This window comes from Bacteroides pyogenes (assembly GCF_014196225.1).
Classification (GTDB): Bacteria; Bacteroidota; Bacteroidia; order Bacteroidales; family Bacteroidaceae; genus Bacteroides; species Bacteroides pyogenes_A.
On sequence record NZ_JACIDI010000004.1, the window covers coordinates 180,873 to 196,244 of the forward strand.

The 15,372-nt window shown below is 49.6% G+C and carries 14 protein-coding genes; 6 read left to right on the forward strand and 8 right to left on the reverse strand.

Features of this window, described 5'->3' with window-relative positions; translation table 11 throughout:
• Positions 1–75: 75 nt before the first annotated feature.
• The 5 genes from GGR07_RS04120 to GGR07_RS04140 form a co-directional block, all read right to left on the reverse strand.
• Complete coding sequence (locus GGR07_RS04120; RefSeq protein ID WP_122056686.1) at positions 76–2,202, reverse strand: penicillin-binding protein; 2,127 nt, start codon at positions 2,200–2,202, stop codon at positions 76–78.
• Between the two features lie 69 nt (positions 2,203–2,271).
• A complete protein-coding gene (locus GGR07_RS04125) occupies positions 2,272–2,601 on the reverse strand; it encodes an FtsL-like putative cell division protein (RefSeq protein ID WP_021647385.1) in 330 nt (109 codons plus the stop codon).
• Between the two features lie 9 nt (positions 2,602–2,610).
• The gene (gene rsmH, locus GGR07_RS04130; RefSeq protein WP_021647384.1) at positions 2,611–3,543 is read right to left on the reverse strand and encodes a 16S rRNA (cytosine(1402)-N(4))-methyltransferase RsmH; all 933 of its coding nucleotides are present in this window, start codon (positions 3,541–3,543) and stop codon (positions 2,611–2,613) included.
• Positions 3,536–4,000 carry a division/cell wall cluster transcriptional repressor MraZ gene (gene mraZ / locus GGR07_RS04135; RefSeq protein WP_021647383.1) on the reverse strand — a complete coding sequence of 155 codons (465 nt, stop codon included), beginning with the start codon at positions 3,998–4,000 and terminating at the stop codon, positions 3,536–3,538. Before mraZ ends, rsmH begins: the two co-directional genes overlap by 8 nt.
• A gap of 469 nt (positions 4,001–4,469) precedes the next feature.
• On the reverse strand, positions 4,470–4,886 hold the full coding sequence (locus GGR07_RS04140) for a hypothetical protein (RefSeq protein ID WP_147298125.1): 417 nt from the start codon (positions 4,884–4,886) through the stop codon (positions 4,470–4,472).
• Between the two features lie 173 nt (positions 4,887–5,059).
• Here GGR07_RS04140 and GGR07_RS04145 point away from each other — a divergent pair, with 173 nt between their 5' ends.
• Together GGR07_RS04145 and GGR07_RS04150 are read left to right on the forward strand one after the other, a co-directional pair.
• Positions 5,060–5,878, forward strand: a complete 819-nt coding sequence (locus GGR07_RS04145; protein ID WP_034543088.1) for a 1-acyl-sn-glycerol-3-phosphate acyltransferase — start codon at positions 5,060–5,062, stop codon at positions 5,876–5,878.
• 28 nt (positions 5,879–5,906) lie between these two features.
• Positions 5,907–6,920, forward strand: a complete 1,014-nt coding sequence (locus GGR07_RS04150; RefSeq protein WP_021647379.1) for a GNAT family N-acetyltransferase — start codon at positions 5,907–5,909, stop codon at positions 6,918–6,920.
• On the opposite strand, the gene GGR07_RS04155 is transcribed toward GGR07_RS04150, so the two are convergent.
• Positions 6,892–8,235, reverse strand: coding sequence for a deoxyguanosinetriphosphate triphosphohydrolase (locus GGR07_RS04155; RefSeq protein ID WP_021647378.1), 1,344 nt, complete (start codon positions 8,233–8,235; stop codon positions 6,892–6,894). The genes GGR07_RS04150 and GGR07_RS04155 overlap by 29 nt on opposite strands.
• 137 nt (positions 8,236–8,372) lie before the next feature.
• Here GGR07_RS04155 and dut point away from each other — a divergent pair, with 137 nt between their 5' ends.
• The 4 genes from dut (at position 8,373) to GGR07_RS04175 (ending at position 13,089) form a co-directional block, all read left to right on the forward strand.
• Complete coding sequence (gene dut / locus GGR07_RS04160; protein WP_021647377.1) at positions 8,373–8,807, forward strand: dUTP diphosphatase; 435 nt, start codon at positions 8,373–8,375, stop codon at positions 8,805–8,807.
• A 660-nt stretch (positions 8,808–9,467) separates the two neighbouring features.
• Complete coding sequence (locus tag GGR07_RS04165; RefSeq protein ID WP_039973082.1) at positions 9,468–11,231, forward strand: tetratricopeptide repeat protein; 1,764 nt, start codon at positions 9,468–9,470, stop codon at positions 11,229–11,231.
• On the forward strand, positions 11,228–11,791 hold the full coding sequence (locus tag GGR07_RS04170) for a DUF4292 domain-containing protein (RefSeq protein WP_034543061.1): 564 nt from the start codon (positions 11,228–11,230) through the stop codon (positions 11,789–11,791). The genes GGR07_RS04165 and GGR07_RS04170 overlap by 4 nt, the downstream gene beginning before the upstream one ends.
• Positions 11,788–13,089, forward strand: coding sequence for a murein hydrolase activator EnvC family protein (locus GGR07_RS04175; protein ID WP_021647374.1), 1,302 nt, complete (start codon positions 11,788–11,790; stop codon positions 13,087–13,089). The genes GGR07_RS04170 and GGR07_RS04175 overlap by 4 nt, the downstream gene beginning before the upstream one ends.
• A 416-nt stretch (positions 13,090–13,505) precedes the next feature.
• Here GGR07_RS04175 and GGR07_RS04180 read toward each other — a convergent pair whose 3' ends face one another.
• Together GGR07_RS04180 and GGR07_RS04185 are read right to left on the reverse strand one after the other, a co-directional pair.
• A complete protein-coding gene (locus GGR07_RS04180; RefSeq protein WP_021647373.1) occupies positions 13,506–14,210 on the reverse strand; it encodes a hypothetical protein in 705 nt (234 codons plus the stop codon).
• 73 nt (positions 14,211–14,283) lie between these two features.
• On the reverse strand, positions 14,284–15,351 hold the full coding sequence (locus GGR07_RS04185; RefSeq protein WP_021647372.1) for a M20 family metallo-hydrolase: 1,068 nt from the start codon (positions 15,349–15,351) through the stop codon (positions 14,284–14,286).
• Between the last annotated feature and the right edge of the window lie 21 nt (positions 15,352–15,372).

Below are 15,372 nucleotides of genomic sequence, written 5' to 3' on the forward strand. Positions count from 1 at the left end.
TTTATTTATATTTGGCGATATCCGGTTGACCTGCCGCATTGCTTATTGTTCGGATGTATCAACCGGACTCTTTTTTTAATTCAATGTAAGCGTGATGGTTTGTCCCTTCACTGCTGTCGTTCCGTTGGCTATCGACTGGTTTTTTACCTTGCCTACTCCCACAAGGCGGACTTTCAACCCTTTGCTTTCCAAAAGGTAAACCGCATCTTTGGCTCCCATGCCGATGACACTCGGCACAAACTTTTGCATCATGCTACGGCTTTCGAGTACTACTGCCTGCGGAGCGGCATGCGCGCTTCCCCATATCTTCTTGCCCGATTCGTCGATTTTTCCCTGCGTTTTTATTTTCAACTCTTCGAGCACCCTGCGGGTTTCTTTCATTTCGCCGACTTTCACATCAGGGATAACCACAGCGTTTGTATCGATGGCATACGCGAGCGGGAGCCTTAAATCTTTGGCATACACTCTTTCTGCTATTTTGCTGAACACGCTTCCTGCCATCAGCCCGCCCGAAGCCGGCAACCCGGGTTTCTGTATGGAGACAATCATACTGTATTTGGGAGCTTCCGAAGGGAAATATCCGCAGAAGCTGACCAGATAGTTGGTTCTTCCTGTTTTATATCCGGCTGCACCTTGTGATATTTGCGCTGTTCCCGTTTTGCCGGAGACGTGGAACTGTTTGCTCCCCGCAGGCTTGGCGAGGCCTTCGCTCACCACTTTCTGCAGAATCTCCCGGATTTGCGTCAATGTCTTGTCCGAGCATATCTTGGGATTGATTACTTCTGTTTTGAATTCTTTGATTACTTCGCCGTCTTTTATGGCAGCCTTAACGAATTTCGGACGGACAGCCACACCGTTGTTGGCTATCGCATTGTAGAAAGTCAGAATGTTTATCGGCGGGATTTGTGTTTCATAACCGATACTCATCCACGGAAGCGTAGTTTTTGCAAAGTAACGCTCTTTCGGTCCCCGGATATTGGGTTTGCCTTCTCCGGCAATCTGCAAGTGAAGTGGTCGGTCGATGCTCATGCGTTTCAGCCCGTCTACAAACTTTTGCGGATCGCTGCTGTAGAAGCTGTTGATGATTGTAGAAATACCTACATTGGAAGAAACGCCGAGAATCTCTGTAACCGTCAGCTTGCCGTAACCTCCCCGATGCCAGTTGTGGTCTTTCATCACACGCCCGTGCATCGGCTTTTGCCCGTTGCCGGTATCCACGATATAGTCCGGAGTGATTTTCCCGTCTTCCAGCGCTACCATGATGGAAGCGGTTTTGAATGTAGAACCCGGTTCGAGCATGTCGCTGATGGCATTGTTGCGCATCTCGTAATATGCTCCGTCGTTCGCCTTCATCATATTGACAATCGCTTTCACCTCGCCGGTTGCCACTTCCATCAGCACCACCACGCCCACACTGGCATTCAGTTCTTTCAGCTTGTCTACCAAAGCCTTTTCGCAGATGTCCTGCATGCCCACGTCCAGTGTTGTAATCAGGTCGCAACCGTCTACGGGCGCTTTGTCTACGATATTCAGGTACTTGTTCATCACTTTCTGGCGGTGTGTCAGTCCGTCGCGCCCTTTCAGAAGAGTGTCAAAAGCAAGTTCGATTCCGTTTTTCGCTCCTTTGGCCGTGTCGGCATACACATCGCCCAGAGTACGCGATCCCAATGAACCGAAAGGTTTCTTGCGTTGGTTGAAAGCCAACCCTTTGAATCCCCCTTTGTATGGGTTCAAGCAAAAGACAGGCAAGCGCTTTACTTCTTTGTATTGTATGTAAGAAATGCGTTTGGGGTAAATCAGGTAGTTGCGGCTTTTCGCCTGCCGTCCTTTTTTAAGATGCGCTTTGAAATGCGCCACGCTTTGGTCGGGGAAGATTTTGTGAAGCCCGATGCAGATTGAATCGAGATTGGCTTTGAGGACAGAGTCCCGGCGCGCCTGATCTTTTTTTCTCTTCTTTTCGTCTCTCTCGCCCGACATGAAGTCGATATAGATCTTGTATTCCGGTAGCGAACTTGCCATAAGCTTGCCGTCGGACGAAATGATATTCCCCCGGTTCGGCTTCACCGTCACGTTCTCTTTCACGAAGCGGTCTGCTACTTCCTGCCAGTACTGTCTTTCGGCAAACATGGTGAAAGACGCCTTGACAACAATGGCTATGCCGACCGCCGCCATCACGACGATGACGAAGAAGTAACGGGTCATTATATTTCTTTTGTTTACAGCCACGGTTTTTTCTTTTTTCTTTGTTTCTACAAATCGCCCGCGCGCAGCTTACTTGATGAGGTAAGGAGGATGGGTGGACGTTTGCAAATCACTTTCTTTGCTCGATATATACTCTTCGATGCGCGATTGGCGGCTTTTTTCCATCAGCTCCGAATTTCGTGTCAGCGCATCGTATTTAATGTCTGTCAGCTCTTTTTTCAGCCGGTCTATCTCGATCTGCTGCTGCTGGCTGGCATAGCGGTTGTGGATGTAGAAAATGACAAAAGCCATCACGAGTACCAGCAGTCTGGTCTGCCGGCGGAAAAAGTCCGCAGCCAGAATGTCTCCTCCTAAGATGCTTTTTAGCGAAGTGCGCTTGTTTTTCTTCTCTTCTTCCATAGCGGTCGGTTATTCGTTTGACGGTTTTTGCTGCTTTTCGGCAATTCGCAGCTTGGCGCTTCTCGAGCGCGGGTTTCTTTCTATCTCTTCCTTGCCGGGAACAATCACTTTATTGTTGATAAGGCGGAAGGGAGTTCTCAGGTTGCCGAAAAAGTCTACGTCGGCCTTTCCTTCTGCGTTCCCCGTTTTCATCACATTCTTTACCATGCGGTCTTCCAGCGAGTGGTAGGTGATGACAACCAATCTGCCGCCGGGTTTGAGCGCTTCGGTAGCGGCTTGCAGCATCTCTTTCAGGGCTTCCATCTCCCGGTTCACTTCGATGCGAAGCGCCTGAAACACTTTTGCCAGTTCTTTTTTCTCGCGTTCGTGTCCGAAAAGAGGTTTGACGACTTCCAGAAACTCTCCGATGGTGCGGATATGTTTTGCGCCGCGTGCCTTCACGAGCGTTGCCGACAGTTTGCGGCTGTTCTTCAGCTCCCCGTAGAGGTAGAAAATGTCAGCCAGCCGACTTTCGTCGTATGTGTTCACCACGTCTGCGGCAGTCAGCCCCGCCCGCTTGTTCATGCGCATATCGAGTTCGCCGTCGAACCTGAACGAGAAACCCCGTTGGCTGTCGTCGAAGTGGTGCGACGACACGCCGAGATCGGCCAGGATGCCGTCTACCTGCTCTATGCCGTGGTAGCGCAGGAAGTTGCGGAGGTAGCGGAAATTGCTGCGCACGAAAGTGAATTGCGGGTTTTCCGTGATGTTCCGTTCGGCATCTTCGTCTTGATCGAAGCCGAACAGTCGCCCGCCTTCCCCCAGGCGCGAGAGTATCTCGCGCGAGTGTCCTCCTCCGCCGAAGGTGACATCTACGTAAATCCCCTCGGGGCGGATGTTCATTCCGTCTACGCTTTCTTTCAGTAATACGGGTATGTGGTATGTCTGCTCGTCTTTATTCATCTTCCGGTTGTTGGTCGTTCATAATCTCTTCCAGTGCTTTCCCGAATTCTTCGGGCGGCATAAAGGGCTGTTCAGTCCGTTCTTTTGCCCAAATCTCTATTTTGTTGTCGATCCCGATAAAGCGTATGTCACCGTGGATGTTGCATATCTGCAAATACCGCTTCGGTATGAGTATGCGTCCGTTGTTGTCGGGGGTTACCACTTCCACGTCGCTGACGAACTGTCTGAATATCAGCTGGTGCTTGCTGCTCCATTTGTTCAAGCGGCTTCGGAGCTCGCTCAATTCTTCGTTCCATACGCTTTCGGGGTAGAGTGTCAGGCAGTCTTGAAACACGTCTTTTCGCATAATAAGCCTCTCTTCGGAAGCAGCTTGAAGTTGTTTCCGGAACGCAGCGGGTATGAATATTCTTCCCTTGGTGTCTGCCTTCGCCTCAATATTACCCAAAAAACGTATCATATATACCTTATATATAATAAGCGACGGTAAAATTAATCATTTCCCCACAATTCCCCACAAAAAACCACGAAATATTTCATGGAAGTTTTGAACAGAGTGTTAAAAGCGCTGCCGGTGCTCTCTTTTTCAGTCGTAGGAGGAGCGATACATCTGCTCCCCGGACAAGTTGTTTCGTCTTTTTTAAAGAGGCGGATTGTCGATTTTCCGGTATTTTCAACCTTGTGTTTTCTGACTGAAAGGGAGTATTATCTGCCCGGGAAATTCCCGCATTGAGTGAAACAAAGGCTCTTTTCTGGTTAAATAGAGCTTTTGCTTTGGCCGAACAAAGGCTCTCTTTGGTTTAAATGGAGCTTTTCTTTGTTTGAACAAGTATTCTTTTCTGCGTGAATGGGCTTTTACTTTGCCTGAATAAAGGCCTTTCTCTGTTTCAATGAAACTTTTCTTTGCTTGAACAAATGTTCTCCTTGGCTTAAATGGGACTTTCCTTTGTTTGAACAAATGCTCTCTTTGGTTTAAATGGAGCTTTTCTTTGTTTGAACAAGTATTCTTTTCTGCATGAATGGGCTTTTAATTTACCTGAAGAAAGTCCCTTCTCTGTTTCAATGAAATTTTGCTTTGTTTGGACAAGTGTTTTCTTTGGCTTAAATGAAGCTTTGCTTTGTTTAAACAAAAGCTCTCTTGGAGACAAACGGGAAAATCTTCTCAGGCGGATGGTGTTTTGCAGGCTTGAAGTTTCGGCAAGAAAAAGCAGTCTTCCATCACCCCCGTTTGTGCAGTTACAAAGTTGGCGGTTTCTTCTTTTTGCCTCATTTCTTTTGTCCTTAACCCTGCTGAAACGCTGGCCGGAGGGAGTGAGCGAGAAGGCGAGCGTTATTTGTGCAGCCAAACGCTCGTTTTGCTTTCGGGTGTCGGAGCCTTCGGGCTAATCTCCTGTTGTCTTATCGGTTTGGAAGAGCCGCAACGCCGGGAATACTGGCCGGTTTATATATTTTCTGTTGTTTTTTTGCGAATAATAAAAAAGAACCGTTAATTTTGTACCATCATTTTCATAAAAAAAAGATGACTGATGATTCATTGTTTCTGATTGATGTGGATAAAATACTGCGGGATAAGGCCCCAAGGTATTATAAATATATCCCAAAGTTCCTCATTTCTTATTTGAAGCGGATTGTTCATCAGGACGAAATTAATGTATTCCTGAATGATTCGAGAGATAAGGTAGGAGTAGACTTTCTGGAAGCCTGCATGGAATTTCTGGATGCGAAAGTCAATGTGAAAGGCATTGAAAACCTTCCGAAAGAGGGATTGTACACTTTCGTGTCCAACCATCCGTTGGGGGGACAGGACGGAGTAGCGCTCGGTTATGTGCTGGGGCGGCATTACGATGGCAAAGTGAAATACCTTGTCAACGACCTGTTGATGAACCTGCACGGTCTGGCTCCGCTCTGTATCCCCATAAACAAGACGGGAAGACAGGCGAAAGACTTTCCCCGAATGGTAGAAGCCGGATTCCGTTCCGACGATCAACTGATCATGTTCCCCGCCGGCCTTTGCTCGCGGCGCAGAAAGGGAATTATCCGCGATCCGGAGTGGAAGAAGACCTTTGTTGTGAAAAGCGTACAGACCCGCCGGGATGTCGTTCCCGTATATTTCGAAGGCAGGAACTCCGACTTCTTCTACAATCTGGCAAATACTTGTAAAGCATTGGGGATTAAGTTTAATATCGCTATGCTTTATCTGGCGGATGAAATGTTTAAAAACCGCCATAAAACCTTTACTGTCACTTTTGGCAAACCGATTCCCTGGCAGACGTTCGATAGCTCGAAGACTCCTGCTCAGTGGGCGGAATATGTAAAGAACATCGTATATAAATTATAAACATGATCGAACAACTATAATAAGGCGCATGGAAGAAATTATCAAACCGGTAGGTAAAGAGCTGTTGAAGGCGGAGCTGACGGAGGACAAACGCTTGCGAATGACCAATAAAAGCAATAATCAGATTTATATTATTACTCATCAAACCGCTCCCAACGTAATGCGGGAGATCGGGCGTCTGCGTGAAATAGCTTTCCGTGCTGCCGGTGGCGGAACCGGTCTTTCGTTAGATATTGACGAATACGATACGATGGAGCATCCGTATAAGCAGCTTATCGTATGGAATCCCGAAGCGGAGGAGATACTGGGCGGCTACCGCTATCTGTTGGGAACCGATGTGCGCTTTAATGGCGAGGGTGCTCCCGTTCTCGCAACCTCCCACATGTTTCGCTTCTCGGATGTTTTCATAAAAGAATACTTGCCGCAAACCATCGAGTTGGGACGCTCGTTTGTCACGCTCGAATACCAGTCCACCCGTGCAGGGAGCAAAGGACTCTTCGCCCTCGACAATCTGTGGGACGGGCTTGGAGCTCTCACCGTGGTGATGCCCAATGTGAAATACTTCTTCGGCAAAGTCACCATGTATCCCAGCTATCACCGTCGCGGAAGAGACATGATTCTTTATTTCCTGAAAAAACACTTCTGCGACAAAGAACGGCTGATAGCCCCTATTGATCCGCTTAAACCGGAAACTCCGGAAAGAGAGTTAAGGGCTTTGTTCTGTAAAGACTCTTTCAAAGAAGATTATAAGATATTGAACGGAGAGATACGTAAGTTGGGATATAATATTCCTCCTTTGGTGAATGCTTATATGAGCCTAAGCCCCACGATGCGTATGTTCGGCACAGCCGTCAATCACGAGTTCGGCGAGGTGGAAGAAACCGGCATACTGATTGCCGTGGACGAGATTCTGGAAGAAAAAAGAATCCGGCACATCCAGACGTTCATCGAGAATCATCCGGATGCGCTGAGGCTGCCCGACAAAGGTGGAGAAGTGTTTACCCCGAAGGTCGTTACACCGCAGGAAGACTGTTGCCGTTGATTTTCCGGTAAAGATCGAGGGCGAAGACATCGGTCATGCCCGAGATGTAATCGAGTACCGCCTGTATTCTTTCATAGAGTACGGGCGAATTTATGCGATATTGTTCCGATACGCGGTTGATCAACAACTTGGAGTATGCCTTCTCCGGTGAGGTAACGGCATCTATCATCAGTTCGAGCAGGGTGCTGATGATGCGGAAACCTGCCAGCTCGATATCCAGAACGTCGCGCGAACGGTATATCTTGTCCAGCGAAACCTTTGCGCAATATTCGTATGCTTCTGCCGGCTTTCCTGCGATATGCCTGATGAGTGCTCCCTCGAAGGTTCCCGCCAATATCTCATGCTCATGCTCCAGAAAGACGCGGGTACATTCGCGTATGAGCAGTCCGACGACCGAAGAACGGAGGTAGGCGATTTGCTCGTTGGTGTCGCTCACGATGCCGAGCGTCTCCCGGATATGCTCTATCCGTTCGTCTTCAAAAAAGCCCATGAAGAGTTGTTTGGTCTCTTCCGTAGTCAGAATCTTCAGCTTATGAGCGTCTTCTATGTCCATCATCTGGTAGCAGATGTCATCCGCCGCTTCCACCAGAAAAACCAACGGGTGGCGTGCATACCTCAACGGATGCTCGTTGAGCAGAGTCAATCCCAGCTCGGTGGCTATCTTGCGGTAGCTCTCCTCTTCGGTGGTGAAAAAACCGAATTTCGACTTTTTGCCCGCAAGGCTTGAGGAGAAAGGATATTTGACAATGGAGGCAAGCGTCGTATAAGTCATGGCAAAGCCTCCTTTGCGCCGTCCTTCAAACCGGTGGGTCAGCAGCCGGAAAGCGTTCGCGTTTCCCTCGAAGTGTATAAGGTCTTCCCATTCAGCCGCCGAAAGCTGTTGCCCGTCCGGCTGCCTTTCTTTCAGAGACTGTCCTTTTCCCTCCGAGAAGAATGTTGAAATGGCCCGTTCGCCGGAATGCCCGAAAGGAGGATTGCCCAAGTCGTGCGCCAGACAAGCTGCCGATACGATGGAACCGATTTCCGGGAGATAAGAGTCCCGGAGTTCGGGTTGCCGCTTCAGGATCGCTTTCGCCACATCGTTTCCCAAAGATCGCCCCACGCAAGAGACTTCGAGGCTGTGCGTCAGTCGGTTGTGTACAAAGACACTTCCGGGCAGCGGAAATACCTGTGTCTTGTTCTGCAACCTGCGGAAGGGAGCCGAAAAGATAAGTCTGTCATAATCTCTCTGAAATTCCGAACGATTCTCTTCCCGCTCCCGATGGAATTCCTCCATTCCGAAGCGTCTGGCTGATATTAGCTGTTTCCAATTCATTGTTTCCCGTTTATTTGGTCAAGAGGGGGCTTTTGCTTGTTCCCCAATCGCCCCGCCAACTTAAATTAACTGCAAAATTAGCTAATTTTCAGCTCATTTTTTGTATTTTCGCCCGTTAAATAGTAAACTTGTGAAGAATGAACATCCAAGTAATCAATAAATCGAAGCATCCGCTTCCGGCTTACGCCACCGAACTTTCTGCGGGAATGGATATCCGTGCCAATCTGCACGAACCCGTAACCCTGAAACCTTTGGAACGCTGCCTCATTCCTACGGGATTGTATATCTCTCTTCCTGCGGGAACTGAAGCACAGATCCGTCCTCGTAGCGGACTGGCTGTTAAGAAAGGGATTACCGTGCTCAATTCTCCGGGAACGATTGATGCCGATTACCGTGGAGAGATACGCATCATTCTGGTCAACCTCTCTTCCGAGACTTTTGTGGTTGAAGACGGGGAGCGGATTGCCCAGATGGTGATAGCCAAGCACGAGCAGGCCGTGTGGAAGGAAGTTAAGACACTCGATGAGACGGAAAGAGGCGAAGGAGGTTTCGGACATACCGGAAGAGGCTGAGCATTGTCAGTGCAGGCTGTCGATTGATTCGGAGGTTTGCGAATCTTTTTGCAGCAACGGTCGGGTGAGGCTGACTATTAATCAATAAAAACCGTCGATTCACTCGGAACGTTTGTGAAGCGTTTTGCGGCGGAAGTCGGTGGGGTTGATTATATAGCCCATGCATGCTGTCGATTGATTCGGAGGTTTGCGAATCTTTTTGCAGCAATAGTCGGTGAGGCTGACTATTAATCAATGAAAGCCGTCCCTTGACTCGGCCACCGGCAAAGGGTTTTGCAGCGATAGCCGATATTCGGCGAGAGCAGCGGTTGGTCAAACTCAGGTTTTTGCTTCCCTTGACTCGGGCACCGGCAAAAGATTTTGCAGCGGTAGCCGATGTTCGACGAAAGCAGTGGTGGATCGAACTCAGGTTTTTGCTTCCCTTGACTCGGACCACCGGCAAAGGGTTTTGCAGCAGTAGCCGATGTTCGACGAAAGCAGTGGTTGGTTGAACTCAGGCTTTTGCTTCCCTCGCCAGGGTGAGGTGATTGGTGCAGGCGGAGGAGGTGGATAAGCAAATCGGATGACTCCTTTAAAGGCGGGAGAGAATAATAAATAGTGGCTGAGAAGAGTTAACCTCTTATGGAGAAAAGAATTCAAAAAGAAAAAACGAGCTGGAAAATGAAAAGAAATATAAGCTGTCTGATTATTGCGACATTATTGCTGGTATCCTGCGGAACTGCCGGAACCGTGAAGACAGGCAACAAGAAAAAAGCGGCTGAAGTAGCGGATGCTTCTAAAGAACTGTCGCCCGAACAGCAACGGAAATATGACTATTTCTTTCTGGAGGCTGTTCGCCTGAGAGCAAAAAAAGAGTATGCTCCTGCTTTCGGCATGTTGCAGCATTGTTTGGAAATCGATCCCTATGCAGCCTCCGCACTCTATGAAATATCCCAGTATTACATGCTTCTGCGTCAGATCCCGCAAGGGCAGGCCGCTTTGGAAAAGGCGGTACTGAACGCTCCCGGCAACTATTGGTACAGTCAGGCATTGGCTGCGCTTTATCGGCAACAGAACGAAACGGATAAGGCGGTGGAGCTGCTCGAACAGATGTCGGTACGGTTTTCCGACAAGCAGGAACCGTTGCTCAATCTGCTCGATCTTTACGGGCGGCAACAGAAATACGACCGGATGATTTCTACTCTCGACCGTTTGGAAAAGCGTACGGGAAAGAACGAACAGCTTTCTATGGAGAAGTTTCGCATTTATCTTCAGATGAAAGATGACAAAAAGGCGTTTCGCGAGATAGAAAGTCTGGTGCAGGAGTATCCGATGGACTTGCGGTATCAGGTTGTTTTAGGAGATGTTTACCTCCAGCACGGGAGGTTGGAGGAAGCTTACGATACCTACCAAAAAGTACTGGCTATAGAACCAGACAATCCGATGGCTGTGTTCTCCATGGCATCTTACTACGAGCAGAAAGGAGAGAAAGATTTGTACAACCGGCAGCTTGACATGTTGTTGCTGAACAAAAAGGTGGACGATCTGACAAAAGTCAATGTGATGCGCCAGATTATCGTAGAGAGCGAGCAAGCGGGCAAAGACAGTACGAAGGTCATTGCCCTGTTCGACAGGCTCATGAGGCAAGATATGGAGAATGCCCAGATTCCGATGCTCTATGCGCAATACCTGCTTTCAAAGAACATGGAGGCGGCTTCCGTTCCGGTTTTGGAGCAGGTGGTGAACCTCGACCCGGCCAACAAGGCTGCGAGGCTGATGCTAATAAGCTCTGCCGTGAAGAAAGAAGATTACCGGCAGATTATCAGAATCTGCGAACCGGGCATCGAAGCTACTCCCGATGCTTTGGATCTTTATTACTATTTGGCTATCGCCTACAATCAGGCGGAACAGACAGACAGCGTGCTGAACGTGGTGCGGCGGGCGTTGGAGCATGTTACTCCCGATACGCGGAAGGAATTGATTTCGGACTTTTATGCCATGATGGGCGATATGTATCACACCAAAAAGCAGATGACAGAGGCGTATGCCGCTTATGATTCGGCTTTGGTGTACAACCCTTCCAATATCAGTGCGTTGAACAATTATGCCTATTACTTGTCGGTAGAACGGAGAGACCTTGACAGGGCGGAGGAGATGAGCTATAAAACCATCAAGGCAGAGCCGGACAATTCCACTTTCCTCGATACGTATGCGTGGATTCTTTTTGAGAAAGGCAACTACTCGCAGGCGCGCATTTACATCGACAATGCGATGAAGGGCGATGGTGCGAAGAGCGATGTGATAGTGGAGCATTGCGGTGACATCTACTACATGACGGGCGATGCGGAAGGGGCTTTGAAGTATTGGAAGCAAGCCTTGGAGATGGGAAGCAAATCGAAAACACTGAAACAAAAAATAGAAAAAAAGAAATATATTGCCGAATGAAAAAGGGAATTTATCTTTTGCTGGTCGTAATGTTGTCGCTCGCCGGATGTAAAAGCACGAAGCGCCTGACTGTTCCGGAGGGACAGGTTTCTCGGTATCTGTCGTCGAAGTTGCAACTGACGGTTCCGGGGCGGAACGGGGAGATGTCTGTGGGCGGAAGCATGAAACTGAAAAGCAGGGAGCGGATGCAATTGTCATTCCTGATGCCTCTGTTCCGTGTCGAAGTGGCGCGCATCGAAGCTACTCCCGATGAGGTGCTTCTGGTAGACCGCATGAACAAACGTTTCGTTCGTGCCACAAGGGAAGAGCTCAGAAGCCGGTTCTCGAAAGAGGTGGAGTTCGCGCGGTTGGAGAAGATACTTTTCGACGCATCTTTGCCCGGCGGCAAATCGGAACTGACAGGGAGAAAGTTAGGGCTTCCCTCGCTGGACAAAGCCAAGATCCGGCTTTACGATTTCTCGGACAGGGAGTTTGCAATGAATCCTACCGAACTCGGAGCCAGATATGAGGAGGTTCCCGTAGATGATTTAATACAAATGTTGAAAGCTTTATTACGATGAAACATCTTTTTGTGTTCTTGTTGGTGTGTTTGGGGTGGGGCATCCCGCTGTCGGCTCAGTCGAACAAACTGATCCGGGAGTTGGAGAACCGGCGCGGCGCTTTGCAGAAACAGATAGCCGACAGCGAATCGCTGTTGAAGAGCACGAAGAAAGATGTGGGAAGCCAATTGCGTAATTTGTCTGCGCTGACAGGCCGTATTGAGGAACGAAAACGGTATATTTCGGTAATCAACCGGGATGTGGATGCCATCGACCGTGAGTTGGAGAGCTTGGAAAAGCAGTTGAACAGCCTGTTGCGTGATCTGAAAGAGAAGAAAACGAAGTATGAAGCCTCGGTGCAATATCTCTATAAAAACAAGTCCATCGAAGAGAAGTTGATGTTCATTTTTTCTGCCAAAGATCTGGGGCAGACGTACAGACGTATGCGCTACGTGCGCGAGTATGCCACTTATCAGCGTTTGCAGGGTGAGGAAATTCTGAAGAAACAAGAGCAGGTGCGGAAAAAGAAGGCCGAGCGGCAGCAGGTCAAGCTTGCCAAGCAGAAACTCCTGAAGGAACGCGAAAACGAAAAGGAGAAGCTGGAGGCTCAGGAAAAAGAGAAGCGTGTGCTGGTGGCAGGCTTGCAGAAGAAGCAAAAAGGATTGCAGAACGAACTTGCCAAGAAGAGGCGGGAAGCCGCTCAACTGAACGCCCGTATCGACAAATTGATTGCGGAAGAAATAGAGCGTGCCCGCAAGCGTGCGGAAGAAGAGGCGCGTCGTGAAGCCGCCGCCCGTCGGAAAGCGGGAGAGAAAGCTGACGCGTCTGCCGCAGGAACTGCTTCGAAGCCGAAGTCGACACCATTAGAGTCATACCGTATGAGTAAGGCGGACCGCGAATTGTCGAGCAACTTTGCCTCCAACAGAGGACGTCTCCCCATGCCGATTTCGGGACCTTACATCATAACCAGCCGTTACGGGCAGTATACGGTGGAGGGACTCCGAAACGTGAAACTCGATAATAAGGGAATAGACATACAAGGGAAGCCGGGCGCACAGGCGCGTGCCATCTTCGACGGCAAAGTGGCTGCGGTATTTCAGCTGAACGGACTGTTCAATGTGCTGATACGGCACGGCAACTACATCTCTGTCTATTGTAACCTTGCTTCCACTTCCGTGAAGTCGGGCGATACGGTGAAAACGAAACAAACCATCGGGCAGATTTTCTCCGATGGGGCAGACAACGGACGCACTGTGCTACATTTCCAGTTGCGCCGCGAAAAAGAGAAACTGAATCCCGAACCTTGGCTGAACAGATGAACCTGTATGCAACGATTCTGCGGATTACTTTGAAGCAGGCTGTGCGAAAACTTGGAAAAGCAAGAACAGACGTTTCCGGCGGTTCATACTCCTCATGTGCCAAGTTTTGATATTTCGTGGGGTAAGGCTGTCCTGCTCTCCGGGCGATGCATCCGTTTTTTCAGCTTCAATCCGGTATGCGTTCCGATGTTCCGGCAATGTTTTTCCATATGGCGGAATTCCCGTCTGTCTGAAACGATTTTCGCGTTTGTCTAAATGCTGTTTTTAGGCAAACGCGAAAATTTTTCTTAGGCGAGTACAAATTTCCTTTATGCAAATGTGGGAATTTCCCCGGGTAGATGCAAAGGAGCCTCTCTGTGAAACGCAAAAGTTGCTTCAGGCAATCTTGCGAACTTTCTTCGGTAGTGTCAACCCCCTTACTCCCTGACCCTCAGGAAGAGCTTGTAGCTTTCTTCCAGATAAGTGTCTTCGTTGTAAGCCCACTCGTCGTTGCGGTATTTCAGCGCCTTAAACAGCCGGCTGAGGTAGTCGTTCTCCATTTTCTTGCCGGTTTCTGTCAGGAAGCACTTGAAAAACATGGAGGGCTGTCCTTTCTTGTAGGTGTAAATGCTGATGCAATAAGGGTATTTGCCCTTGTAGGCTTTGACAAGAGGGAGCTCGGCCATGTAGATGGCATCGGCGTTGAGGCTGTCTTTGATAACTCCGCTCTCGATAGCCATGATGCGCGAATTAAGCTCTGCCTCAGTCAGGCCCGTTTCGCTGGAGGCCGCCGCCAACTCTTCGCGCAACTGGTAGAATGGCGAAGCCGCTTCGCCGCTCAGTTGCAGGTGGTAGAACATCGGGCGTACGCCGGGATAGAGGATGATGCAGTGCTCGTCTTTGGAGCGGAGCATCGCGTCGTATATCTTTTCGGAGTTTCCTTCCTGCGGCCCCCATACGGTGGACGAACGCAGATCGGTAAACCCTTCGGGAAGATCCCACGTGATATCCAGCGTGTTGGATACGAAAACGGAATAGGCGACGAATGAATTCTTTGATTTTTGCGCGTATCCTTCCGAGACTGCCGTCAGCAGGAACAAAGCGAAGAACGCGATTTTCAGAAAGCTTTTACTGATACTCATAAATTTAAAATTAGTATACCGAATTTGTTATAACGGCGATAAAGATAGAAAAAGAATTTCATAATCCGCACGTTTACAATTGTAATCCGTCCAAAATCTCTAAATAAATCCCGATGGCTTCTTCGATTTCTTTCAGCACGATGTATTCTTCGGCGGTATGAGAGCGCGAAGAGCGTCCCGGTCCCATCTTCACCGAAGGGAATGTCATCAGCGCCTGATCGGAGAGCGTGGGAGAGCCGAAAGGAACACGCCCCGCCGCCACGGCGCGCTGTACAAAGGGGTGCTTCTCGTCTATCCGCGAGGAGTTGAGGCGGAAAGAACGGGGCTTGGCATCGCAGGCGATGTGCTTCAGCACCTCGTCGAATATCTCTTCGTTGGAATAGAGCTCGTTGCTGCGGATGTCTACCACGAACGTACATCGATCCGGAATCACGTTGTGCTGCGTGCCCGCACTGATGCCTGTAACGCTCATCTTCACCGCCCCCAGCAGGGGAGACTCCTTTTCGAACCGGTAGTCGCGAAACCACCTGATGTCGTCCAATACTTTGTAAATGGCGTTGTCTCCTTCATCCCGCGCGGCATGCCCCGCTTTTCCCACGGCTGTGACGTCGAGCACCATCAGCCCCTTCTCGGCGATGGCGGGGTGCATCCCGGTAGGCTCGCCCACCACGCCCAAAGCAATGGGAGGAAGTCCCGGCAGTACGCTTTCTATGCCGTCTTTGCCCGAAACCTCTTCTTCGCAGGAAGCCAGGTAAATCGAGTTGTAGCTCTGCGCACTGCGGCAGAGCCGGAAGAAAACTTGCAGCAGAGCAACCACGCTCGCTCCGGCGTCGTTGCTGCCCAGCCCGTAGAGCTTCCCGTTTTCTTCGCGCGGGACGAACGGGTCTTTCCTCCATCCGTTCACGGGCTTCACCGTGTCGATGTGGGAGTTGAGCAGGATGGTCGGTTTCTTCAGGTCGAACATCGGACTGAGGCACCACACGTTGTTTCCCCTGCGTCCGGTCTGCATGCCTTCCGCCTCGATGTAATTTTGCAGAAAGTCTGCCGCCTGCGTTTCTTCACGGCTGACGGAGGGTATGCCGATCAGCGATTTGAGAAGTCCGACGGCTTCTGCCGTCATAGACGAAATATCATATTTCATTCGGTCGGTTTACTTTAGATT